Source organism: Paraflavitalea devenefica (genome assembly GCF_011759375.1).
Taxonomy (GTDB): Bacteria; Bacteroidota; Bacteroidia; order Chitinophagales; family Chitinophagaceae; genus Paraflavitalea; species Paraflavitalea devenefica.
Genome location: NZ_JAARML010000006.1, coordinates 185,001 through 207,117 on the forward strand (window position 1 = coordinate 185,001; position 22,117 = coordinate 207,117).

A 22,117-nucleotide genomic window follows, 5' to 3' on the forward strand; every position below is an offset into this window, starting at 1 on the left:
GTGTAAGGTTTGGAGTTTCGGGTTCTTCCAATGCCAGCGACTGCTGAAAAGTACCAGCCTGTTACCGTTTACTTTCGTTTTTTAAGTTGCGGAGCAACTCCAAACCCGGAACACGAAACACGGAACCATTATGCTCGTTCTGAAATATCATCTTACCGAAGAAGAGTATTTTGATTATAATTACTACACGGCCTGGGCTTCGCCCGACAAAAAAGGCTATCGTATCCGCTATTACGGGCGGGTATTCCTTTTGTATGCGGCAGTAGCGGTCCTGTTCATTATCAGCAACCACAGTCAGCAAATGACCGTGGACTTTATCATCTTTGGCGCCATTGCCATCGCCTACTTCCTGCTGGTGCCCTGGCTCATCAAAAAATCCATCAACAGGCGGGTGAAGGACATTCTGCGACAGCCGGAAAACCAGCATGTACTGGGCGAAGCAGAGGTGGTACTGACGGATACCGGTATCATTGATAAGGATGCCGCATCAGAATCCAGGTACTCCTGGGATGCCATCGTACGCAAGGCGGAAACACCTTTCTGTTACTACTTATATACGAACTCCCATCATGCCATCGTTATACCAAAGCGGGCCGTTCGCAATGCCCAGGAAAAACAGGAGCTGGAACGGTTATTGAATCAGCACCTTTCACTGACCTCCGAATTCAGTGAAGAGGAATAACTTTGTAAGTAAGTAAGGCAGTGAGTCAAAGAAGCTCTTACCATTCACCACTCGCCGCTTTGTGGATTTGTGGAAAACATTTTTATTCATAATATACCAGTTTACCCGAAATTGACCGTCATATCACCTGTGCGTTAGTTATGAAGCTGTAAACCATGGAAGAAAACAAAGAAATATCGGCACTCTTTCACCTGTTGGACGACCCCGACACCGAAGTATATAATGTAGTATCCACCCGCATTATTGACTATGGCAAAGGGATCATCCCCAACCTGGAAAACCTGTGGGAGAATACCATCAGTGAAGAAGTGCAGGAAAGGATTGAAGTGCTCATCCATCGCCTTCACCTCCGTGATCTTTCTGAAGAAGTGGTACAATGGAATAAAAATACGCACCAGGACCTCCTCACCGGCGCTTTACTGGTATCCCGTTTTCAATATCCTGAACTGGCGACCGCCCCGGTATACCAGGAAGTGGAGAAACTGCGCCGCAACATCTGGCTGGAGCTGAATAATTACCTCACGCCGCTGGAGCAGGTCAATGTGCTCACCAGCATCCTGTACAACTATTACAGCTTGCGGGGCGCAGAAGTAGGTTATCAGCACCCGGAAGAATTCCTCATCAACAAACAACTGGAAACCAAAAGAGGCAATGCGATTGCCAATGGTATCCTTTACCTGATACTGAGTGAACTGCTGGATGTGCCGGTACGGGCCATCAACATTCCGCGGCAGTTTGTACTGGCTTACTTTAAGTCCGACTACGACTTCAACCGCCATACAGAAGATACCATGTACAAGGCGGAATTCTTTATAGACCCTATGAGTGGGCAGGTATTTACCCACAAAGACGTAGAGAACTATTTCAAGCGCATCAGTGTACCTCCGGTACCCTCCTACTTTAAACCCCTCTCCAACAAACGCATCATACAATCCCTGCTGGAAGAATTCAGCAAATGCTTTGACACCGACAAAACCCGTTATAAGCAACAGGAGCTGATAGCGCTGTCCGAAATGATCGTGGACCAGCCCGACGACGACCAGCCGGAAGGTGATGTCCCCCCTCCTCCCGCCGGAAACGAATAACTTTTTTTCTTGCTTAACGCTCTTCGAGGCTTTTAGCCTCGAAGCTCTATTACGGGGCTTTTAGCCCCAAAGCCCCTCTTCCCCGTAAACACATTGACGATTCATTAACCCCACAGCTTTGAAGCAGGTATTGTATTTGCAATGCTGTGGGCAATGATCAACGCATAGCCATTTCACTAACCAAATCATAAAGCATGAAAGCCAATATTGGTCTTACCGAAAAAAATGCACAGCAGATTGCCGCCGCACTCAACAAGCTTCTGGCCGATGAACACATCCTCTATGCCAAAACCCACAACTACCATTGGAACTATGTAGGCGATAACTTCATGGAGATGCACAAATTCTATGAAGGACAGTATGAGGAACTGGCTGAAATGATTGATGAGGTAGCGGAACGTATCCGCCACATCGGCCACTTTGCCGAAGGACGTTTAAAAGAATACCTCAAGCTGACCGACCTCGAAGAACCGGCCCCTACCCCCGATCAGCAAAAACAGGTACGCAACCTGCTCGATGATCATGAAACCGTAACACGCTGGTTGCGCCAGCAGGTGGATATTATGCAGGACAAGCTGAAAGACGCCGGCACTGCCGACTTCCTCACCGGCCTCATGGAAAAGCATGAGAAAATGGCCTGGATGCTGCGCTCCTATTTGAAATAAGCAATCCCCCAACGATACATAAGGCGGGCTGTACGCTTTTCAGGCGAATGGCCCGCCTTATCTATTTATATTCATTCATGAAACCCCAGGGCCTTCATTACATCGGCTTTATATTGCCGGCCGATGGGCAATTCCTGGTCGCCTATTTCAATAAAGGCGGCATTAAAGGACCTGATCTTATTAAGAGCAATAATATAAGAGCGGTGAATGCGGAGGAAACTTTCATCAGGCAGTTTCTCCTCCAGGTAAGTAATACGCTGATAAGTAACAATATCTTTTTCGGTGGTTTTTACTTTCACATAATCCTTCAGGCTTTCGATATACAGGATATCCTTCAGGAACACTTTTACCATCTTCTTACCGGCTTTCAGGTAAATAAAAGTATCCTGCGAAATACCATTGATGGCCGGAGCTATCATTGGCGGCAAGGGTACTTCTTCGGCTGCGTGCGCAGCATGATATTTATTGATCGCCACGAGGAAACGTTCAAAAGGAATGGGCTTTACCAGATAGTCCAGCACATTCAGGTCAAAACCTTCCACGGCATAATCACGAAAGGCCGTGGTAATGATCACCTTCGGGCGCCTCTGGAGGGTTTTGAGAAAATCAATGCCCGTGAGCCGGGGCATCTGGATATCCAGCAACAGGAGGTCTATCTTTTGCTTCTGTAAATACGATAAGGCTTCAATGGCATTGCTGCACTTGCCGGCCAGCCATAAAGAGTCCAACTGGCTGATATATTGTTCCAGTACCTCCGCCGCGAGGGGTTCATCATCAACGATCAGGCATTTGATCTTGTTCTTTTCCATCAGGTCAGGATAGCTTTATTTTCAGGTCCACACTATAGCGGCCCGGCTCTTTATTGATCACCAGTTCATGATTATATTCATACATCAGGTTCAGGCGGCGTGTTACGTTTTGTAACCCGATGCCATTTTTATCCCCATCGCCGGAAGTGGGCGGCAGTGGTTCGTTATAGCTGTTTTCCACCTTTACGCTCAGCCAGTCATGCTTCACCTTGATATCAATCGTGACCCACACATTACCGGTCTCCTCGCTTATGCCATGCTTGAATGCATTCTCCACAAAGGGGATCAGCAATAGTGGGGCTATGCTTACCTGCCCGGTCTCGCCCGATACATTGAGCGATACGTCCAGCCGGTTGCCATAGCGCAATTGTTCCAGTTCAATATAATTTTTAATGTGCCTGATCTCCTGCTGCAGGGAAGTAAGGTCCGACCGGGAATCGTACAGCATATAGCTCATTAATTCCGACAACTTCAATACCACGGCAGGGGCTGTGGGCGAGGCCTGCAGCGTAAGGGCATACAGGTTATTGAGCGTATTGAATAAAAAATGCGGATGCACCTGTGCTTTGAGGAAATTCAGTTCGGCATTTAGCTTCTCCTGCGCTGTCTTTTGCTGCTGCTGTTCCTGCCTGAACCACTGCTGCAATATTTTAATGACCAGTGTAAATAACAATACGGGGCTCAGGAACCACAACATGCCTTTAAACAGCATGTACCATACAAATACAGGTTCGGGATAGGTAGTGGCGGGAAAGAATACCGGCTCAAACCATTTCTCAATAATAGTGCGGCTGATGACCGAACTTATAAACAACAATACCATAGAAGCCAGTGTGTAAGCAGCATATTGGCGCTTTGCAAATAAGCGGGGGTACAATACATACATATTTACATACGCTACCAGCATGGCCCAGGGTAGCTGCTGCAATTCATAAAGGAAATACTCAACCATTTCATCATCGCCGGTATGTACGCCTGTGTACACCAACAGGTAGCCCACCCAAAAAAGCAGGTGCGTAAGCCGCCGGTTATTGCCAATATAAAAGCTTTTCGCTTTATCACTCATGTACACTCATTTATTGCCATACCATCCTATACTGCCCCCAAATTAGGCATAAGCGCTTTATATCATTTATTTTTTTAGACCAACGACGATTTACCCAATGCTTTCAACTCCTTTCCCGCGGCAAGGCAGGAATTATGCGAAAGAAAGCATTATCCCGTTGCCGGCCTGCAGTTGGACGAGATAACTAAAAATGAGGCAACTAATAAGGTTCATTTGCATTGAAGCAAATTAAAAATACCGTGCATTATTTACTGCCGATCGCTAACAAACCCCTTATCCTCCTCCTTTGCCTGCTCATTGCCAGCCTCCTCGCAGGGTATCAACAGGCATTCACCCAGGGCCAGGGGCGTCCGCAGGTAATTGATAGGGCTGCCACCCGCCTGAAAGATGACACCCTAAAGACCGTCACTGTAACGGGCCGGCGGCAGGCTATTGAACGAAAAGCCGACAGAACGACCGTTAACGTTGATGCCTTCATTACCAATGCCGGAAGCAATGCCTGGGAGGTGCTGGAACAATCGCCGGGCATCCAGACAACGAACGATCAGATCAGCCTGAAAGGCAAGCAAGGGGTGACCGTTTACATTGACGACAAGCCCACCTACCTGCAGGGGGACGATCTCGTCAGTTATCTTAAATCCCTGCCGGCCAGCATCCTCGATAAAATAGAGATCATGAGCAATCCTCCGGCCCATTATGACGCAGCCGGCAACGGCGGCATCATCAATATCAGGCTGAAGAAAAACCGGATAAAAGGCTTTAATGGCAATATCCTTTCTGAAAACATACAGGGCCGCTATACCCGGCTATCGCAAAGCCTCAATGTTAACCTGCGTACCAATAAGCTCAATATATACGGCAATGCGGCCTATTATAATGGTACAGGCATTTCTCATCTCAACAGTTTGCGCGTATACGCGCCGGGCAGCAATAACTCCCTGCACAGTTTTACGCAAAGCGGCTTTGCCAAAGTGCGCAACAACCGCATTTTGCTGAAAGCAGGCATTGACGTGTATTGTTCTCCCAAAACCACCTGGGGTCTTAGCATGAGCCATATGAACTGGGATGCTACAGAACATCGGTCCTTTAACGGCCGGCAAACCTATATCGGACTATTGGCCACCGATACGTTGACCCAGGTGGACAATGCAAATCAGTCGGCCACGGTGAACAATAGTATTACCCTCAACTTCCAACATGTTTATGACAGTGCGGGCAAACAACTGACGGCCGGTATGGATTATATCCGGTACAGCGAAGGATATGATGCACTGACTTCCACCACGGCGGCCGGTAGCGACGGACCTGTAAATTACCGGGAACAACGGAGCAACCACCAACCGTTTGTTATCGATATTTATGCTGCCAAAGCCGATTATGTGCATCCATTGAGAAAAGGCTTTAAATGGAGCATGGGTTTCAAAAGCTCCCTCACGCACGCCAACAACAGGGGCCTTTTTTCAACGGTAGTCAATGAGGTGCCACTACCTGATCTTATTGTGAGCAATCGTTTCAATTACCGGGAAAATATCAATGCGGCTTATATTAACTATGCAGCCGAATGGCAAAAGTGGGCCCTGCAGGTGGGGTGGAGAATTGAAAACACTTCCCTGCAAGGAGATCAGCGGGACTACAAAACCGCACGGGATACTTCTTTTAAAAGGAATTATACCAATATATTTCCAACGATCTACCTTTCCCGGAAGATTGGCAGAAGAGCCAATCAACAGCTTAATTTCTCTTATGGCAAAAGGATTGACCGGCCAGGCTATACCAGGCTTAGCCCCTTTGCAATCCCGCTGGACAGGTACACTTACCGGATCGGCAATCCTTACCTGCAGCCACAGCTTTCCGACAACGTTGAATTATCCTGGCTGTTCAGGAATAGTTTTACAGCCGCTCTCTTTTACAACCGGCTGAAGGATGGTATGGAAGAAACGATAGAAGTAAGGAACAATGTTTTTTACCGGCAGCCCAATAATGTAAGCCGCAAGGAGGTAATGGGATTCTCCCTGGATGGCAGCACGAACATAACCCCCTGGTGGACGATCAATCCCATCATTCAGTATACCTGGTCTCGTTTATCTGCCAGGCTCAACAATGCTGATGTGCATGTGCGGGGCGGCAACTGGCATATGGCTGCGGGTCAGCAGTTCAACCTGCCCAAAGGCTGGACCATCGAAGTGTCGCCAGACTTCAGCTCGCGGGAAGTGTATGCACAGTTTGTACAACGATCTACCTGGTATATTCATGCGGGCATCGGCAAAAAGATACTGAAGGACAATGGTACGATCAGGCTCAATGTCCGGGATATATTCTATACCCGGCGTGACTACCAGGATTTCAATAATATAAAAGACGTGACAGGGTTCAATCAACGCACCTGGGATACCCAAAGCGTTACGCTATTGCTGAGTTACCGCTTTAAGAAAGGCAACAAAGTAGCCAGGACCCAAACGGGTGAAGGAGGAGAAGAATACAGGCGACTGGGAGATCGACAGTAGTGCTTTCTGAAGAAGAATGGCAGCGTATCTTTTTACAGACGGTCTTCATACCTCCCTTTAATAAAAGAGGAGATATCATTGTAAGATATCTCCTCTTTTAATGCAACCGGTAGATTGCTTGTATTATTTACTTACAATGACAAGCTCCAGCCATCACGGTATTCGCGCTTCACAAACTGGTTGGCTTCATCAAAGTTGGTGATCTTCATATTCTTTGCATCCCACAACAGCTTCTTGCGGCCGAGGTATTTATCATCCCATCCCTTGCCTTTCGGGTTCTTCATTAAGAAGCTGCGGATGGCCAGGTTGGAGATCAGGATGCTTTCTGTAAACGGACCAGCGAAAGAGAACGGTGAGCTGGTTTCACCCTTGCCATAACCGGCAATACAGGCATTCACCCATTGTACATAGTGCCCTTCGGGTACACGCTTAATAGTTTCCTTAGGCATCGTTTTCTCTTTCATCAGCCGGGTAGGCAGTAAGCGGGGATTAGCGCCATAGCAATCAGCCATGATCTTACCCTTGGTGCCTTCAAAGATCACACCGCCATCCCAGTTGCCCATAGGCTCTTCGGGCAGCAGCTCATCAGGACGCTCAGGCAGTAAACCGCCATCATGCCAGGACACTTTAATATTACCCTTGCCATCTTTACGTGGATAAGTAAGATGTACAATGGTAGAAGGCGGACAGCTATCAGGATTAGCCGAATCATTCCACATCTCTTTCCAGATAGTAGCCACACTGCATTCTACGCTGGAAGGGAAATCAATAGGCAATATGCGGTAAACGGGGTCCATAATATGGCAGGCCATATCACCCAGTGAACCGGTACCAAAAGCCCACCATCCACGCCAGTTAAAAGGCAGGTAAGCAGGATTAAAATCAATCTGTTTGGCAGGACCGAGCCACAGATTCCAGTCCAGCTCGGAAGGAACGTCAAACTGGCCGGTAGGTGTAGGAACACCCTGGGGCCATACCGGACGGTTGGTCCAGCAATGTACGGTGTGTACTTCACCGATCATGCCGGCATCAACGATCTCCTTCATCTTACGCACACCGTCGCCGGAACCACCCTGGTTGCCCATTTGGGTAACCACCTTGTATTTTTTAGCAGCTTCTGTAAGCACACGCGCTTCATAAATATCATGCGTCATGGGTTTCTGGCAATACACATGCTTGCCCAGTTGCATAGCAGCCAGGGCCGCTACCGCATGGGTATTATCAGGAGTAGAGACTGAAACCGCATCAATATTATTCTTTTCCTTGGCCAGCATCTCCCGGAAGTCCTTATAATAATTAGCCTTGGAGAAACGCTCACGTGATTTCTTTGCCTGGCGGTCGTCTACATCGCACAAGGCTACGATATTGACATTGGGACTTTTAGCAAATGCAGTCAGATCGCTTTCACCTTTACCACCCACGCCAATGCCCGCAATATTCAGTTTATCGCTGGGCGCAATAAAGCCTTTTCCCAGCACATGACGCGGCACTATAAAGAAACCCGCAGCCGCCAGCGACGTGTTACGGATGAAATCGCGGCGCGTTGGTTTAGTCGTTTGCTTTTTCATGATGACAAACTTGATTTTTTTAATTTTAATATGAAAGATATAGCAGTGTTATAACGATTTAGCACCCAAATTAAGGAGAACGGCTGATACTTCGAAATTAAAAATGAGGGAATTTGAAAATGAAGCCAGTGAAAGTCCCATTTTCATATTATCAAATTTTACGCTGGCGCAAGTATGCAGCCAGGCTCTGTGTATGGCGTACTTGTGCCCCAGCTTATAATTCCAGCTTCCAATTCCCCCTGTACTGCCGCTTCACAAACTGGTTGGCCGGCTCAAAATTGGTCACCTTCATATTGGCGCCATCCCACAGCAGTTTCTTGCGACCGGTAAATTTCTTATTGCCTTTGCTATCAGGCTCGCTATAATAGAAACTGCGGATACCGAGATTGCCCATGAGCACGGTTTCTGTAAGCGGACCCGCCATTTCAAAAGGGGAGCTGGTATAGGCGCCATGCCCTTTTTTGCAGGCATCGGTCCATTGTGTCTGGTGGCCTTCGGTGCCCCGGGCCACGTAGGGCCGCTCTGCCTTAGGCAGTTTGGCGCCCTTGAACTTATTATCGGGCAATAGTCTTGCGTGCTCACCAAAAATGCCGGCCAGGATCTTCCCTTTCGTCCCCTCAAAGAGGATACCGCCACTATCCTCGCCAAATGCCTCATCAGCCCCTAATTCTTCCGGCCGGCGGGGCATAATACCGCCATCATACCAGATCATTTCCACCGGCACCATCTTGCCACGGGCTGGGAACATAATATGTGATTTGGAAGAGGGAGGGTAACTATCAGTATTAAATGCTTCCTGGAAAAATCCTGTCCATACACGGGTTACACTCGACTCTACTGAAACAGGGTATTGAAGTCTCAAAGCCCGGTAAGGCACATCAATAAAATGGCAACCCATATCGCCCAGGGAACCCGTTCCGAAATCTACCCACCCTCTCCAGATAGCAGGAATATAGGCAGGGTTGAATTCACGGAAGGGTGCCGTACCCAGCCAGAGCTCCCAATCCACTTCCGCAGGAACGGCAAACTGTCCTTTAGGCGTAGGAATACCCTGCGGCCAGGTGGGCCGGTTGGTCCATACATGCACCGTGTGCACATCGCCAATAACGCCCTGTTGTACCCAGGCTTCTACATTACGCGTGCCATCACTGCTGCTGCCCTGGTTGCCCATCTGCGTAACGACTTTGTATTTCTGCGCTGCCTGCGTTAAAATACGGGCCTCATAAATATCATGCGTAAGTGGTTTCTCTACATATACATGTTTGCCCAGTTGCATACAGGGAAGCGCCATTATCGCGTGCATGTGGTCTGGTGTACTGATCATCACCGCATCAATCGTTTTCCCTTCTTTGTCCAGCATCTCCCGGAAATCACGGTAATAAGAAGCCTTAGGATGCTTTTTGCGGGAATCTGCCGCCTGCCGGTCATCCACATCACACAGGCTCACGATATTTTCTGCCCCATTATTATAAGCCAGTTCAATATTGACAATACCCTTCCCCCCTGCCCCAATGGCGGCAATATTCAGTTTATCACTGGGTGCTTTATAACCCCTGCCCAATACATGACGGGGCACAATAAAAAAACCGGCAGCAGCCAGTGAAGTATTACGGATAAATTTTCGGCGGGACGATGATTGGTTACTTTTCATATTGCAATAAAATGGTTGAGTGGTATAAGATAGCTTATTTGTTATTTTTGAATAAACATATTCATCAATGACCATTTCCTGGGATGACTTTGAAAAGGTTGACATCCGCGTCGGAACAATTCTGGAAGTTACCGATTTTCCAAAAGCCAAAAAGCCTGCGTACCAAATTACTATTGATTTCGGTGAATTGGGGATTAAAAAATCATCAGCACAGATCGTTGCCCTGTATACCAAAGATGAATTACCGGGCAAACAGGTTGTAGCCATCGTAAATTTTCCGCCCAAACAAATTGCTAATTTCTTCAGTGAATGCCTCGTACTGGGTGTTTATACTGATAAAAAAGACGTAGTTTTATTGCAACCTGAAAGGAAAGTTGACAACGGGTGGAAAATAGGATGAATCATTTCATTACATATTATCAATCGCCTGTGGGATTGCTACGCATTTCCGGTACGGATCAATACGTCAGTGAAGTGCATTTCATGAAGGAGGAAGAAGCAGCTACAGCGCCACCCCCTACCCCCGACCTACCGCCAATGGCCATACAGGCTACCGAACAGCTTATACAATACTTTCATGGCGACCGCCGCGTATTTGAATTGCCCCTTTTCCAAACAGGTACCGATTTCCAGGAAAAAGTGTGGAATGAGCTCATGAACATCCCTTTTGGCAAAACCATCAGCTACCTGGAACTCTCCCGCCGGCTGGGCGATCCCAAATCAATTCGCGCAGCGGGCACTGCCAATGGGAAAAACAACATTGCCATCATCGTACCCTGTCACCGGGTAATAGGCGCCAAAGGGGAACTGGTAGGTTATGGCGGCGGGCTGGCACGGAAAAAATGGCTGTTGACTCATGAAAATAAAGTGGCCCATGGCGTACAAACGCTGTTTTGAGGTCAGCAATCTCAGGCTGAGGCAAGAAATTTGCAACACAAACGTTTGCGATATAACTTTCCACAAAATCATATATGCCATTTAAAGCACTTTGGGTTACAGAAACTGCCGACGGGAAATTTGAACGGAACATTGTAGAACGGGTTATTGACGACCTGCCACAGGGTGAGGTTGTCATCAGGGTATTGTATTCTGCACTTAATTACAAGGATGCTTTATCAGCCACCGGTAACAAAGGCATCACCCGTAAATATCCGCATACACCTGGCATTGATGCTGCAGGGATCGTAGAGATCAGCCGCAATGAACAATTTGCTACCGGCGATGAAGTCATCATCACCGGGAACGACCTGGGCATGAACACCTGCGGAGGTTTCGGTGAATTCATCCGCGTGCCGGCTGCCTGGGTAGTGCGCAAGCCCGAAGGATATACCCTGAAAGAATGCATGATCCTGGGAACGGCCGGTGTTACCGCCGCCCTTGCCCTGCATAAAATGGAATTGCTGGGCCTCCATCCCGACCAGGGCCCCATCGTAGTAACAGGCTCCACCGGTGGTGTGGGCAGCATAGCGGTATCCCTGTTGGCGAAATCAGGTTATGAGGTCATTGCGGTGACCGGTAAAAACCATGCCCATGAATACCTGCAACACCTGGGCGCCCATAAAATAGAAACCCGTGAATTTGTCAATGATACCTCCGGCAAAGCGCTCCTGCGCCCGCAATGGGCAGGCGCCATTGATACCGTTGGCGGCAACACCCTGCTCACCTTGCTCAAAGGCTGCAAGCCCGAAGGCGCGGTAGTAAGTACCGGGCTCGTTTCCTCTCCCAAACTGGAGGCTACTGTATATCCCTTCATCCTCAATGGGGTCAGTCTGCTCGGTGTAGGCTCGGCAGAAACACCCATGACCACGCGGTTACTGATATGGGATAAGTTCAAAGACACCTGGAACATCAGGGACAAGCTCAATGCCATCGCCAAAGAAGTTACGCTGGAGGAATTAAACCTCACTTATATTGATTCGATCCTGCAAGGAAAGATCATGGGCAGGATCGTTATAAAAATCGCCGAGAAATAATATGAACCTGCTGCAATGGAAAGTGGTCCGGCTGATCCCGGAGGCTAAAGACACCATTAGCTATGTGCTGGAGGAAATAAGCGGCCAACCGGTGGTATATGAAGCAGGGCAGTTCCTCACTTTCCTCTTCAATTACCACGGTCAGGAAATAAGACGCTCCTACTCCATGGGCTCCGCACCAGGCATTGATACGCAGGTCTTCATCACCGTGAAGAAAAAAGAGAATGGTTCTATTTCCCGTTACATACTGGAACACTGGCATGAAGGCACTGTCATCCTCAGCCTCCCTGCTTCGGGCAGGTTTACCCTGGCCACTGATCCATCACATAAGCGGCAAGTATGCTTCATTGCTGCAGGCAGTGGCATAGTCCCTGTATTTGCCTTGCTGAAGAAACTACTGCAGGAAGAACCGCATAGCCAGGCCCTGCTCCTGTACCAGAACCACGATGAAAACAACATCATCTACCATGCTGCCATACAACAACTGGCAGAGCAATACCCCGCCCGCTTCTCCCGTATTGACTTATTAAGCCACCCTATACTACATGACTTACCCCATCAAAGATTAAACAACGGCCTCCTCGAAGCGATCGTAACGCGAAACACCAAACCCGAAACCAGGAATACTTTTTACTACACCTGTGGCCCCGCCTCTTTTATGCGCATGGTACAATTCACCCTGCGGGTAATGGGGGTAGATGAATCACGCCTCCGTAAAGAGAACTTTACTGTGGACACCGTACCACCACCCGCCTTTACCATCGACCCGGCCCCACGCAACGTGCAGGTAAAGCAAGGCGAACGGCTATACCAATTCACCGTCTCCTATCCCGATACCATATTACAGGCAGCCCTTAACCACCATATCAAGCTACCCTATAGCTGCCGGGGCGGGCGCTGTTCCACCTGCACGGCCCGTTGCCTCAGTGGCACCGTAAAGATGAACATCAATGAAGTTTTGACGGAACAAGACCTGCAGAACGGCCTCGTTCTCACCTGTGTAGGGTATGCATTGACTGATTTGGTACTGGAGCTGTAGCTAAAGCTGCCCCTAGTAAGTTCTCGTTGCCTTGTTGCCTCAATGCCTCGTTGCCTTTATGCCTTTTCCCAAACAAAAAAGCATCGTCATGCGTTATACAAGGGATTACCGCATTGAGCAATGAGTCCCGGGTCCGCTTTTTGCAGTTTGGATTACTTTTGACCTTCAAAATGGAATTATTTTATGGACGGACATCAAAAAAAAGTGGTTGTCATCGGAGGAGGCTTTGCCGGTGTTAACCTCATCAAAAGCCTCGCAAAAGACCAACGTTTTCACATCACCCTGGTAGACAAGAATAATTACAACTTCTTTCCTCCCCTCATCTACCAGGTCTCTGCAGGCTTCCTCGAACCATCCAACATCAGCTATCCGTTTCGTAAGTTGTACCACCACAAAAAGAACATCACCTTCCGTATGGGCGAATTCCTGAAGGTGATTCCTGAACAAAATAAAGTGGAGCTATCCACCGGGGAGTTATACTATGATTACCTCATTTTTGCCACCGGCACACAAAGCAATTTCTTCGGCATAGAGAATGTCATGAACAAAGCTGTGCCGATGAAGACCATCAATGATGCCATAGAACTACGCAACTACATATTACAGACCGTAGAAAAAGCTACCGTTACCACCGATCCTGCAGAACGAAAGAAGCTGCTCACCATGGTAGTAGCAGGGGCTGGTCCCAGTGGCGTGGAAATATCCGGCATACTGGCCGAAATGAAAAATGGCATCTACCGGAAAGACTATCCGGAACTGATCGGTCAGCCGGGCGGCATCTACCTCATAGATGCAGGAACCAAAGTATTAGGCCCCATGAGTGAGCAATCGCAGGCATACTCCCATAAGTCCCTGCAGGGAATGGGTATTAAAATACTGTTGGGCAAATCCGTAAAGGATTACGTAGACGACAATGTGATCCTGGCCGATGGGGAGAAGATCCCCACCAAAACCCTCATCTGGACGGCGGGTGTTATTGCCACAGAACTACCGGGTTTACCCACAGAAAGCATTGGCCGCGGAAGAAGAGTGCTCGTAGATGCGTACAATAAAGTGCAAAGCACAGAGAACATCTATGCCATTGGCGATATCAGCCTGCAAACCACCGATCCGGCTTTCCCCAACGGTCACCCTCAGTTGGCACAGGTAGCCATACAACAGGGACAGAACCTGGCCCGCAACCTGAAACACATAGCAGACAACAAACCATTAAAGAACTTTAGCTATTACGATAAAGGTACCATGGCCATCATTGGAAAAAGTAAAGCCGTGGCAGATATTGGCAAACTACACTTCAAAGGTGTTTTTGCCGCATTGATCTGGGGCTTCGTCCATATATGGTCACTCATCAATTACCGCAATAAACTCAAAACCTTCTTCAACTGGCTCTTTGCCTGGTTTACCAAAGACGTAGCCATGCGCTTCATCTTCCGGCCCGGCAGGAAACTATAGATCCCTTACCCCCTGCAACGGTCATAAGCGTTCTGTTGTCACCTACTAAAACGCTTATGAAAAAATATTTATTACTCTTGCTGATACCGGCATTGCTGGTAACGGGCCCTGCCTGCAGGAAAAATAAAAAGGAGTTAACATCCGCCATCCTCACCGGCAATGATCCCAGGTATTGTGGCTGCTGTGGTGGGATAATGGTCACATTTACCAACAATCCGGTACCTATGGCAGCAGAGTTCAAATTATTCCGTGGTAATTTATCAAACTATCTTGGCAGCAATCCTACTTTCCCTATATATGTTGAGATAGAGTGGCATGCTGATCCCGACAAATGCGCTAATCAGGAATTTATCATCATTACTAAGCTCATCAAAAAATAGTTACCACCTGGATTACTTTATTTATTGTAAGGCCTTGATCTTACTGATCGTCTCATTGACATACACATCCTGCTTGTCCTTATCATACCCTTTCGACACATACCTGATAATACCCGCTTTATCAACAATCACTTCAAAAGGAAAATTCTTGATCCCGAGCTTACGGGTAAACAGGGCGGCACTATCATAATACTGTTTTTCTGTAGCAGATCTCCGCTTATAAAAATCATCCACCTTATCTATCTTGCCATTATCCACATATACAATTTCAAAGTCTTGCTTATCGGTCATAGCAGCTATTCGCTGCAGGGCAGGATGCTTCATCCGGCAGGGCGGGCACCGGTCAAAATAAAACTCTAATAGATATACTTTACCTTTGGGAAATGGGTTTCCTGCATAAGCAGTATCCGGCTGCAGCCTGGTCCCTGTAAGGAACTCATCAATTGATTTTCCTACCAGTGCAGACTTTCCCCCACTCTCCGATGACGATACCAGCCGGGGATAAATAAAACTTAAGTTCACATATCCGAAAGCAATAATGAGCAACGGAACAATAACCCTGCCTACCCGGCCGATCTTTGCCCAATAATAACCAGACAAGAGGCCCGTAACTATAAAACTGTTGGCAGGTAACCGGTAGTAAAGATCATTCTTGCTAAATGGGTACAGGAAATAAATGATTAAAAACAACATAAACAACAAGGCCAGCAGGAACCCGAAGTCATCCTTAAAAAAGCGGAACAGCACCACACCCCACAGGAAGGCCAGCAAAAACTTGATCAGCATACTCCAGAAAAGTGAATCGAAAATATAAGAATAGCCTGCAGCCATAAATACCGCCACGTCTATTACAATAATGAGCGGGATACTGAGATATGATTTCACCACAATCAGGTTAAGGTTTAATGATGTCCTAAAAATACGTAAACAATCCGGCACCGGGAATGTTACTTTATGGTTACCATGCTTTACGCATCGTTCATCAACAAAACACATTACCATGGAAACGCAAACATCAACAAAGCCAACTGCGGAAAAGGAACTATTTATTAAAATGGTCATTTCCAACTGGGAACTGCAAAATGCCCGCGTCAATAAGCTCATCAGCAAGCTGACAGACGAACAATTGTCCACGCCTACCGCACCGGACAGGAATACCGGCGTCTGGATCCTGGGGCACCTCATCGCCGTTAATGATGGCATGATCCCTTTACTGGGCCTGGGTGAAAAGCTGTATCCCGAACTGGAAGCCCCTTTCATTGGAGAAGCCAACAAGCCCGGCGTGGCCGTTCCTCCGCTGGCAGAACTGAAGCAAAAATGGGAACAGCTCAATGCAAAACTGACACAGTACTTCACCGCCCTGCCTGCCGAAGAATGGTTTACCCGCCACAACTCCATTTCACCGGAAGACTTTGCCAAAGAACCCCACAGGAATAAACTGAACATCCTTATCAACAGGACCAATCACCAGTCGTACCACCTGGGACAACTGGTTTACCTCGATAAAAAACAGTAAACATTAATCATTCGCCTGATTATCCTTTTTGGCCCGGCAGCGGCAGCAGCCGGGCTTTTGTATTTGCCCCATAGAGCTATCGCTTTGTAGAACAAATCGTCAAAAGTGCTTCCTGCCCCAGAGGGGCTACCGCTTTGTAGAAACACGTAGCAAAGGTGCATTTTGCCCAGAGGGGCTACCCTCAACACATGCACAAAAAGCATATCCATATAATTCCACGACGCCAAAGCCATATTTCTATAAAAATCTATCTCCTGCCTCATCATTCCTCCCCCACATGCCTTATTTTTAGAAAAACAGGCTGCTTATGAGTGAATCCGTTACCGCGCTGAAAAAAGCAATACGTCCTATCCACCTCTGGGCCATCGCGGTGGGACTGGTCATCTCCGGCGAGTATTTTGGCTGGAACTATGGATGGGGAGTAGCTGGTACGGTGGGCTTTCTCATCGCTACCCTCGTCATCACTGTCCTGTACATCACCTTCATCTTCAGCTTTACCGAACTTACCACCTCCATCCCCCATGCAGGCGGACCTTTTGCTTATTCCTATAAAGCATTGGGGCCATTGGGCGCCCTGGTAGCCGGCTATGCTACGCTGGCCGAATTCCTGCTGGCTACACCCGCCATCGCTTTCGCCTTGGGCAACTATGTCCATTTTCTATACCCTTCCCTCCCGGTGCTGTGGACAGCCATCGGCTGTTATATCATATTTACCGGCATCAACCTGCTGGGCATTAAAGAATCGGCGGTATTCACGCTCATCATGACCTTACTGGCCGTAGTAGAACTGCTCATCTACATGGGCATTGTAGCGCCCTCCTTTACGGCCGCTAATTTTTTCCGCAACTCCATGCCGGCCGGATGGGGTGGCGTATTTGCTGCACTGCCTTTTGCCATGTGGTTATACGTATGCATTGAAGGCGTGGCCATGGTGGCGGAAGAAGTAAAAAATCCGGCTAAGACCATTCCTGCCGGCTACATCTCCGGTATTCTTACCCTCATGCTGCTGGCCCTCGGTGTGATGATCTTAACGGGTGGCATTACCGACTGGCAACAACTAACCGCCATTGATTATCCCCTGCCCGAATCCATAGGTATTGTATTGGGCAAAGACAACAGCATCACTAAACTCTTTGCGGGCATTGGCCTCTTTGGACTCATTGCTTCCTTTCACAGCATCATCATCGGTTATTCCCGGCAAATGTTTGCATTGGCGCGCAGTGGTTACCTGCCCGGTTTCTTATCGGTAGTGAACCGCAAATTCCAAACACCCCACTGGTCATTGATAGTGGGTGGTTTGTTTGGCATCATCGCCATCTGTTTAGGGAAAACAGATCAACTGGTTATCCTTTCTGTGCTGGGCGCTGCGGTCATGTACATCATGAGCATGATCAGCCTCTTTGTATTACGCAGGAAAGAACCATCATTAAACCGGCCGTTCAAAGCACCGCTGTATCCCTGGTTCCCGGGCATTGCACTTGTATTATCCATCGTGGCCCTCATAGCTATCATCTGGTACAACCAGATGCTCAGCCTGCTGTTCTTCGGCGGACTGGCCTTTGTTGTTTTTATATTCCTCGCATTGGGCAAACACAGGCAGAAAAGCCTGCCAGGCCTCAGCAATTAGCCGCCCAAACTACATGGAATAGGTCCAACTTACGGGAAATACCAATCCGCCATAAAAACGGTAATGCACAGCAGCAAATCTTACTGTGGCATTTACGCATACCATTATGTGAAGTTTCCTCAATCACATATCTGTATTTCATTTATTCAAATTCATTCAGATATACCTGAACAAAAAAGAACAATGTTTAGACTGCATTAGCCGTTAATTTTGTGCAATTCTAATACCTATGCAAAACACTTCTTCATCCGATTTACTATCTCTCAAAAGATCCTGTATCCGATATGAGGAAACCAAACAAAGAGGTATTGATTAATATTCTAAGGAAAGAAGTAGAAGAAGTATTTGGTCAACCCATCACTTCTTATCGCGAATGTGTTTTGCTGAGTGAGGAAATTTCCCGGAAAACTTCCTACACCATAAACCACAACACCCTGCGGCGCATTTATGGTCTCGTAAAGGCCACTTACCCGCCTTCCACCACTACGCTGGCAATTCTTGCCCGCTATTGCGGCTATGATTCGCTGGAAGAATTGGTAGAAAAAAAGCAACAAACAGACAATGCGGCACAAAACTTCTCGCCGCAGGATATCCTGAGCTATATCAGCGCCGTTTTCAAAAATACACCTGTCAGAGACTCCCATGATCCGACATTTGCCGCACTCGTAAAACAAACGGTGATTTTCCTGCAGGACCACTCCCTGCTTAGTTTGGAACTGCTGAAAAAAATTGCCAGGACAAAGAACGGGCAGGATTATTATTTTGAACAATTTATCCATATTGATGAACTCAATTCATTATATGGCGAAGGTCTTCGTTATTACATGAATGAAAAGCAGACCATTTCGGCCCGGATCTTCGGCCACTCACTTTTATGCCTGCGGGACTGGCTTACCGGTAATCCCAAAGATGTAAAAAAACACAGTGACATAGTAAATACACTACAACCTCCAAAATATGCGCACCCATTCTTATCCGGCATCTATTACGCGGCGTTAATACTGGATGCTGACATACAAAAGACCGATAATGCGCAAATTTTGCTGGACGCTGCCCATGCTCATGCGGGTTTAGCATACTTTGAAGGGACCCATGCGCCTTTCCCCTGGTTTGAATACATCTTTTGCATCGCATTGGTTTTAACCGGCCAAAACCAGGAAGCATTGTATTATTTGGATAACATCGGGAGTAATAAGGAGAACCCCCAGCAAATTATTGAAGAAGGACGCTATGAAACCTTATTGCTTTTAAGGGGCATCGCACTTGTCAAAACAGGCCGCAGGGCAGAAGCCAAAGACATTTATGAAACCGTAAAACCGCACCGGTTTCATTTCTTATCTAAAAAGTTCGACACCATGCTGTATCTCACACTCGGCATCCTGCTACAAAAAATAAATCCGAAGGTAGAAACACAGCTTGACAGACTGATTAAAGAAACCGGCTTTGTAAAAATGCAGGGATTAGGAGGGAATATGATGATTGGGATGAACAATACACAACATGTATTACAACAGGAACAGCCTTTCAATGAATACCAAAGCCAACACACGATGATCATGGCAAATTGAATGCACAGTCATTTACTGAACAAAAATGAACAAAAAACATACAATCCTGTACACCATCTTTGCATTACAAAAGTCAGCATCAGATTGAAGAACCCACAGTCCAATAGAGGTTTCGGAAGTGGAAAACCATACAAGGTTTATTTCTGTGAAATGCTACCGCATCCTTGAACAGTGATTAAAATTTACCTCTAAAGCTAAATTGAAACTCACCGAGTTGTTAATTGCTTTTAATCATTTTTGAAGGATGTTTAGTTCCTCCTTTTCCAGGGAGGAACTTTTTTTATTTGATCCAACCCACAACGCAGCAATGCAATAAACTAGCTTAGTCTTATATTTATACCGCAATAAAATATAAGATTGCCTTACAAAACCACCATAGGAAACCTCACCTACCAGTTTGATGACCTGAAAACGGTACTGGCCAAAGCCTCCCCCTACCGCTCGGGCGATGCCCTGGCAGGCGTTACAGCATCCAGTTACGAAGAACGGGTAGCTGCACAGATCGTGCTGGCCGATATACCCTTACAGGACTTCCTGCAGCAGGCCATCATTCCCTACGAAACCGACGAAATCACCCGGCTCATCATAGATACCCACAATACCAGCGCTTTCGCACCGGTCAGTCATTTTACCACCGGCCAGTTCAGGGACTGGTTACTGAGTGATGCGGCCGATACCCCCATCCTGCAACACCTGGCACCGGGCCTTACCCCCGAAATGGTGGCCGCCGTATCAAAGCTCATGCGTAACCAGGACCTCATCAGCGTGGCCCATAAATGTGAAGTGGTTACCCGCTTCAGGAATACGCTGGGCCTTAAAGGCAGGCTTTCCGTACGACTGCAGCCCAATCACACTACCGACGATCCCAAAGGCATTGCGGCCAGTATGGTAGATGGATTGCTCTATGGCAGTGGCGATGCCGTCATTGGTATCAATCCGGCAACGGATAGCCCGGCGGTGGCGGTACAGCTATTGCACATGATAGACGACCTGCGGCAGCAATACGACATTCCCACGCAGTCCTGTGTACTGTGCCATATTACCACTGCTTTATCCATCATGCCACAGGCGCCGGTTGACCTCGTATTCCAATCCATTGGCGGTACCGAACAAACCAATAGCAGCTTTGGGGTGAACCTGTCTATCCTGCAGGAAGCGCAGGAAGCAGCCCTGTCCTTACAGCGTGGTACCATAGGCAACAATGTCATGTACTTTGAAACGGGGCAAGGCAGTTCCTTATCGGCCAATGCCCATGCAGGGGTAGATCAGCAAACCTGTGAAGCGCGGGCTTATGCCGTAGCCCGGCGGTTCAGTCCGCTGCTGGTCAATACGGTGGTGGGCTTTATTGGTCCCGAATACTTATATGATGGTAAACAGATCATCCGGGCAGCGCTGGAAGACCATTTTTGCGGCAAGCTCCTGGGCCTGCCAATGGGCGTGGATGTATGTTATACCAACCATGCCGAAGCCGACCAGGATGATATGGACAACCTGCTCACCTTATTGGGCGTAGCGGGCTGTAACTACATCATGGGCATTCCCGGCGCCGATGACATCATGCTCAACTACCAGTCTACCTCCTTCCACGATGCCTTATATGTGCGGAAAGTGCTGGGCCTGCGCCCCGCGCCGGAATTTGAACAATGGCTGGTGAGACAGGGAATTATGAGTAATGAAGGGAATTTGCTGAAGGTGAGTGGAACGCATAAATTGTTAACAGCAATCAACTACAAGTGAACAGTGAATGGTCGATAATGAATGAAGTGCCCGCTGACCCATGGGCATCACTAAAGGTATTCACCCCGGCACGTATTGCGCTGGGCAGAACGGGAACCGCCATTCCTTTACAGGAAGTATTGCAATTCAGGATGGCGCACGCGCATGCACGCGATGCCGTCTACTCCATGCTGGATAAAGAAACGCTCATCACACAGTTACAAAACTTACAGCTACCGGCAAACTTGTTGCACAGCCAGGCCGCCGACCGGCATGAATACCTGCAAAGGCCTGATAAGGGAAGAAAGCTGGACCAGGCTTCTGCCGGCTTATTAACTTCCATAGCAGGCGATGCCGCACAAAACGCTGTAGCCATTATACTGGCAGATGGATTGAGTGCTACCGCCATTAACAAACATGCCATTCCTTTACTGGAAACATTGCTGCCCATGTTGCAGCAGGCAAACATAGCGGTGTCGCCATTGAGTATGGTGGAGCAGGCACGTGTAGCCATTGGTGATGAGATCGGCAGCTTACTCAAAGCCACATTGGCCGTAGTATTAATTGGCGAAAGACCCGGCCTCAGTTCCCCGGACAGCCTGGGCGTATACCTCACTTATCGCCCGCAACCCGGCCTCACCGATGAAGCCCGCAACTGCATCTCCAACATCCGCCCGGAAGGATTAAGCTATCAAACCGCCGCCGGTAAACTCTTCTATCTTATACAAGAATCTTTCCGGCTACAGCTCTCCGGTATATCCCTCAAAGACAACGAAGCCAATAACCTGCTCTCATAGGGTGAAACATTACATCCTT

20 protein-coding genes are annotated in these 22,117 nt (G+C 47.9%); 15 read left to right on the forward strand and 5 right to left on the reverse strand.

Features of this window, described 5'->3' with window-relative positions:
• Positions 1–130: 130 nt before the first annotated feature.
• The 3 genes from HB364_RS28250 (at position 131) to HB364_RS28260 (ending at position 2,432) form a co-directional block, all read left to right on the forward strand.
• Positions 131–682, forward strand: coding sequence for a YcxB family protein (locus HB364_RS28250; RefSeq protein ID WP_167291783.1), 552 nt, complete (start codon positions 131–133; stop codon positions 680–682).
• 155 nt (positions 683–837) lie between these two features.
• Entirely contained in the window at positions 838–1,767 is a 930-nt protein-coding gene (locus HB364_RS28255) for a transglutaminase family protein (protein ID WP_167291784.1), read from the forward strand.
• Positions 1,768–1,961: 194 nt separating this feature from the next.
• Positions 1,962–2,432 (forward strand): Dps family protein, encoded by a 471-nt coding sequence (locus HB364_RS28260; RefSeq protein WP_167291785.1) that lies wholly within the window; start codon positions 1,962–1,964, stop codon positions 2,430–2,432.
• Positions 2,433–2,503: 71 nt separating this feature from the next.
• Here HB364_RS28260 and HB364_RS28265 read toward each other — a convergent pair whose 3' ends face one another.
• A complete protein-coding gene (locus HB364_RS28265; protein ID WP_167291786.1) occupies positions 2,504–3,241 on the reverse strand; it encodes a LytR/AlgR family response regulator transcription factor in 738 nt (245 codons plus the stop codon).
• A gap of 4 nt (positions 3,242–3,245) precedes the next feature.
• Positions 3,246–4,307: a sensor histidine kinase gene (locus tag HB364_RS28270; protein WP_167291787.1), complete on the reverse strand. Its 1,062-nt coding sequence runs from the start codon at positions 4,305–4,307 to the stop codon at positions 3,246–3,248.
• A gap of 218 nt (positions 4,308–4,525) precedes the next feature.
• On the opposite strand from HB364_RS28270, the gene HB364_RS28275 reads away from it, so the two are divergent.
• Positions 4,526–6,811 (forward strand): outer membrane beta-barrel protein, encoded by a 2,286-nt coding sequence (locus tag HB364_RS28275; protein WP_167291788.1) that lies wholly within the window; start codon positions 4,526–4,528, stop codon positions 6,809–6,811.
• A gap of 131 nt (positions 6,812–6,942) precedes the next feature.
• Here HB364_RS28275 and HB364_RS28280 read toward each other — a convergent pair whose 3' ends face one another.
• On the reverse strand, positions 6,943–8,379 hold the full coding sequence (locus tag HB364_RS28280) for a Gfo/Idh/MocA family protein (RefSeq protein WP_167291789.1): 1,437 nt from the start codon (positions 8,377–8,379) through the stop codon (positions 6,943–6,945).
• Positions 8,380–8,593: 214 nt separating this feature from the next.
• Positions 8,594–10,030, reverse strand: coding sequence for a Gfo/Idh/MocA family protein (locus HB364_RS28285; protein ID WP_167291790.1), 1,437 nt, complete (start codon positions 10,028–10,030; stop codon positions 8,594–8,596).
• A 67-nt stretch (positions 10,031–10,097) separates the two neighbouring features.
• Between HB364_RS28285 and HB364_RS28290 the strand changes: the two genes are divergently transcribed.
• The 6 genes from HB364_RS28290 (at position 10,098) to HB364_RS28315 (ending at position 14,874) form a co-directional block, all read left to right on the forward strand.
• Positions 10,098–10,430 carry a tRNA-binding protein gene (locus HB364_RS28290; RefSeq protein ID WP_167291791.1) on the forward strand — a complete coding sequence of 111 codons (333 nt, stop codon included), beginning with the start codon at positions 10,098–10,100 and terminating at the stop codon, positions 10,428–10,430.
• Positions 10,427–10,927, forward strand: coding sequence for a methylated-DNA--[protein]-cysteine S-methyltransferase (locus HB364_RS28295; RefSeq protein ID WP_167291792.1), 501 nt, complete (start codon positions 10,427–10,429; stop codon positions 10,925–10,927). The genes HB364_RS28290 and HB364_RS28295 overlap by 4 nt, the downstream gene beginning before the upstream one ends.
• 74 nt (positions 10,928–11,001) lie before the next feature.
• On the forward strand, positions 11,002–12,003 hold the full coding sequence (locus HB364_RS28300) for a YhdH/YhfP family quinone oxidoreductase (protein ID WP_167291793.1): 1,002 nt from the start codon (positions 11,002–11,004) through the stop codon (positions 12,001–12,003).
• A 1-nt stretch (position 12,004) separates the two neighbouring features.
• Positions 12,005–13,042, forward strand: coding sequence for a flavin reductase family protein (locus HB364_RS28305; RefSeq protein ID WP_167291794.1), 1,038 nt, complete (start codon positions 12,005–12,007; stop codon positions 13,040–13,042).
• Positions 13,043–13,225: 183 nt separating this feature from the next.
• A complete protein-coding gene (locus tag HB364_RS28310) occupies positions 13,226–14,494 on the forward strand; it encodes an NAD(P)/FAD-dependent oxidoreductase (RefSeq protein WP_167291795.1) in 1,269 nt (422 codons plus the stop codon).
• A 56-nt stretch (positions 14,495–14,550) separates the two neighbouring features.
• Positions 14,551–14,874, forward strand: a complete 324-nt coding sequence (locus tag HB364_RS28315; protein WP_167291796.1) for a hypothetical protein — start codon at positions 14,551–14,553, stop codon at positions 14,872–14,874.
• A gap of 21 nt (positions 14,875–14,895) precedes the next feature.
• On the opposite strand, the gene HB364_RS33440 is transcribed toward HB364_RS28315, so the two are convergent.
• Positions 14,896–15,759: a TlpA family protein disulfide reductase gene (locus tag HB364_RS33440; protein WP_167291797.1), complete on the reverse strand. Its 864-nt coding sequence runs from the start codon at positions 15,757–15,759 to the stop codon at positions 14,896–14,898.
• A gap of 115 nt (positions 15,760–15,874) precedes the next feature.
• On the opposite strand from HB364_RS33440, the gene HB364_RS28325 reads away from it, so the two are divergent.
• The 5 genes from HB364_RS28325 to eutC all read left to right on the forward strand — a co-directional run bounded on the left by HB364_RS28325 (position 15,875) and on the right by eutC (position 22,098).
• Positions 15,875–16,390 carry a DinB family protein gene (locus tag HB364_RS28325; RefSeq protein WP_167291798.1) on the forward strand — a complete coding sequence of 172 codons (516 nt, stop codon included), beginning with the start codon at positions 15,875–15,877 and terminating at the stop codon, positions 16,388–16,390.
• 307 nt (positions 16,391–16,697) lie between these two features.
• Positions 16,698–18,017 (forward strand): ethanolamine permease, encoded by a 1,320-nt coding sequence (gene eat / locus HB364_RS28330; protein WP_167291799.1) that lies wholly within the window; start codon positions 16,698–16,700, stop codon positions 18,015–18,017.
• A 284-nt stretch (positions 18,018–18,301) separates the two neighbouring features.
• Positions 18,302–19,585, forward strand: a complete 1,284-nt coding sequence (locus tag HB364_RS28335; RefSeq protein ID WP_167291800.1) for a hypothetical protein — start codon at positions 18,302–18,304, stop codon at positions 19,583–19,585.
• A gap of 357 nt (positions 19,586–19,942) precedes the next feature.
• The gene (locus HB364_RS28340) at positions 19,943–21,322 is read left to right on the forward strand and encodes an ethanolamine ammonia-lyase subunit EutB (protein ID WP_167291801.1); all 1,380 of its coding nucleotides are present in this window, start codon (positions 19,943–19,945) and stop codon (positions 21,320–21,322) included.
• On the forward strand, positions 21,319–22,098 hold the full coding sequence (gene eutC, locus HB364_RS28345) for an ethanolamine ammonia-lyase subunit EutC (protein WP_317170727.1): 780 nt from the start codon (positions 21,319–21,321) through the stop codon (positions 22,096–22,098). The genes HB364_RS28340 and eutC overlap by 4 nt, the downstream gene beginning before the upstream one ends.
• The last annotated feature ends 19 nt before the right edge of the window (positions 22,099–22,117 follow it).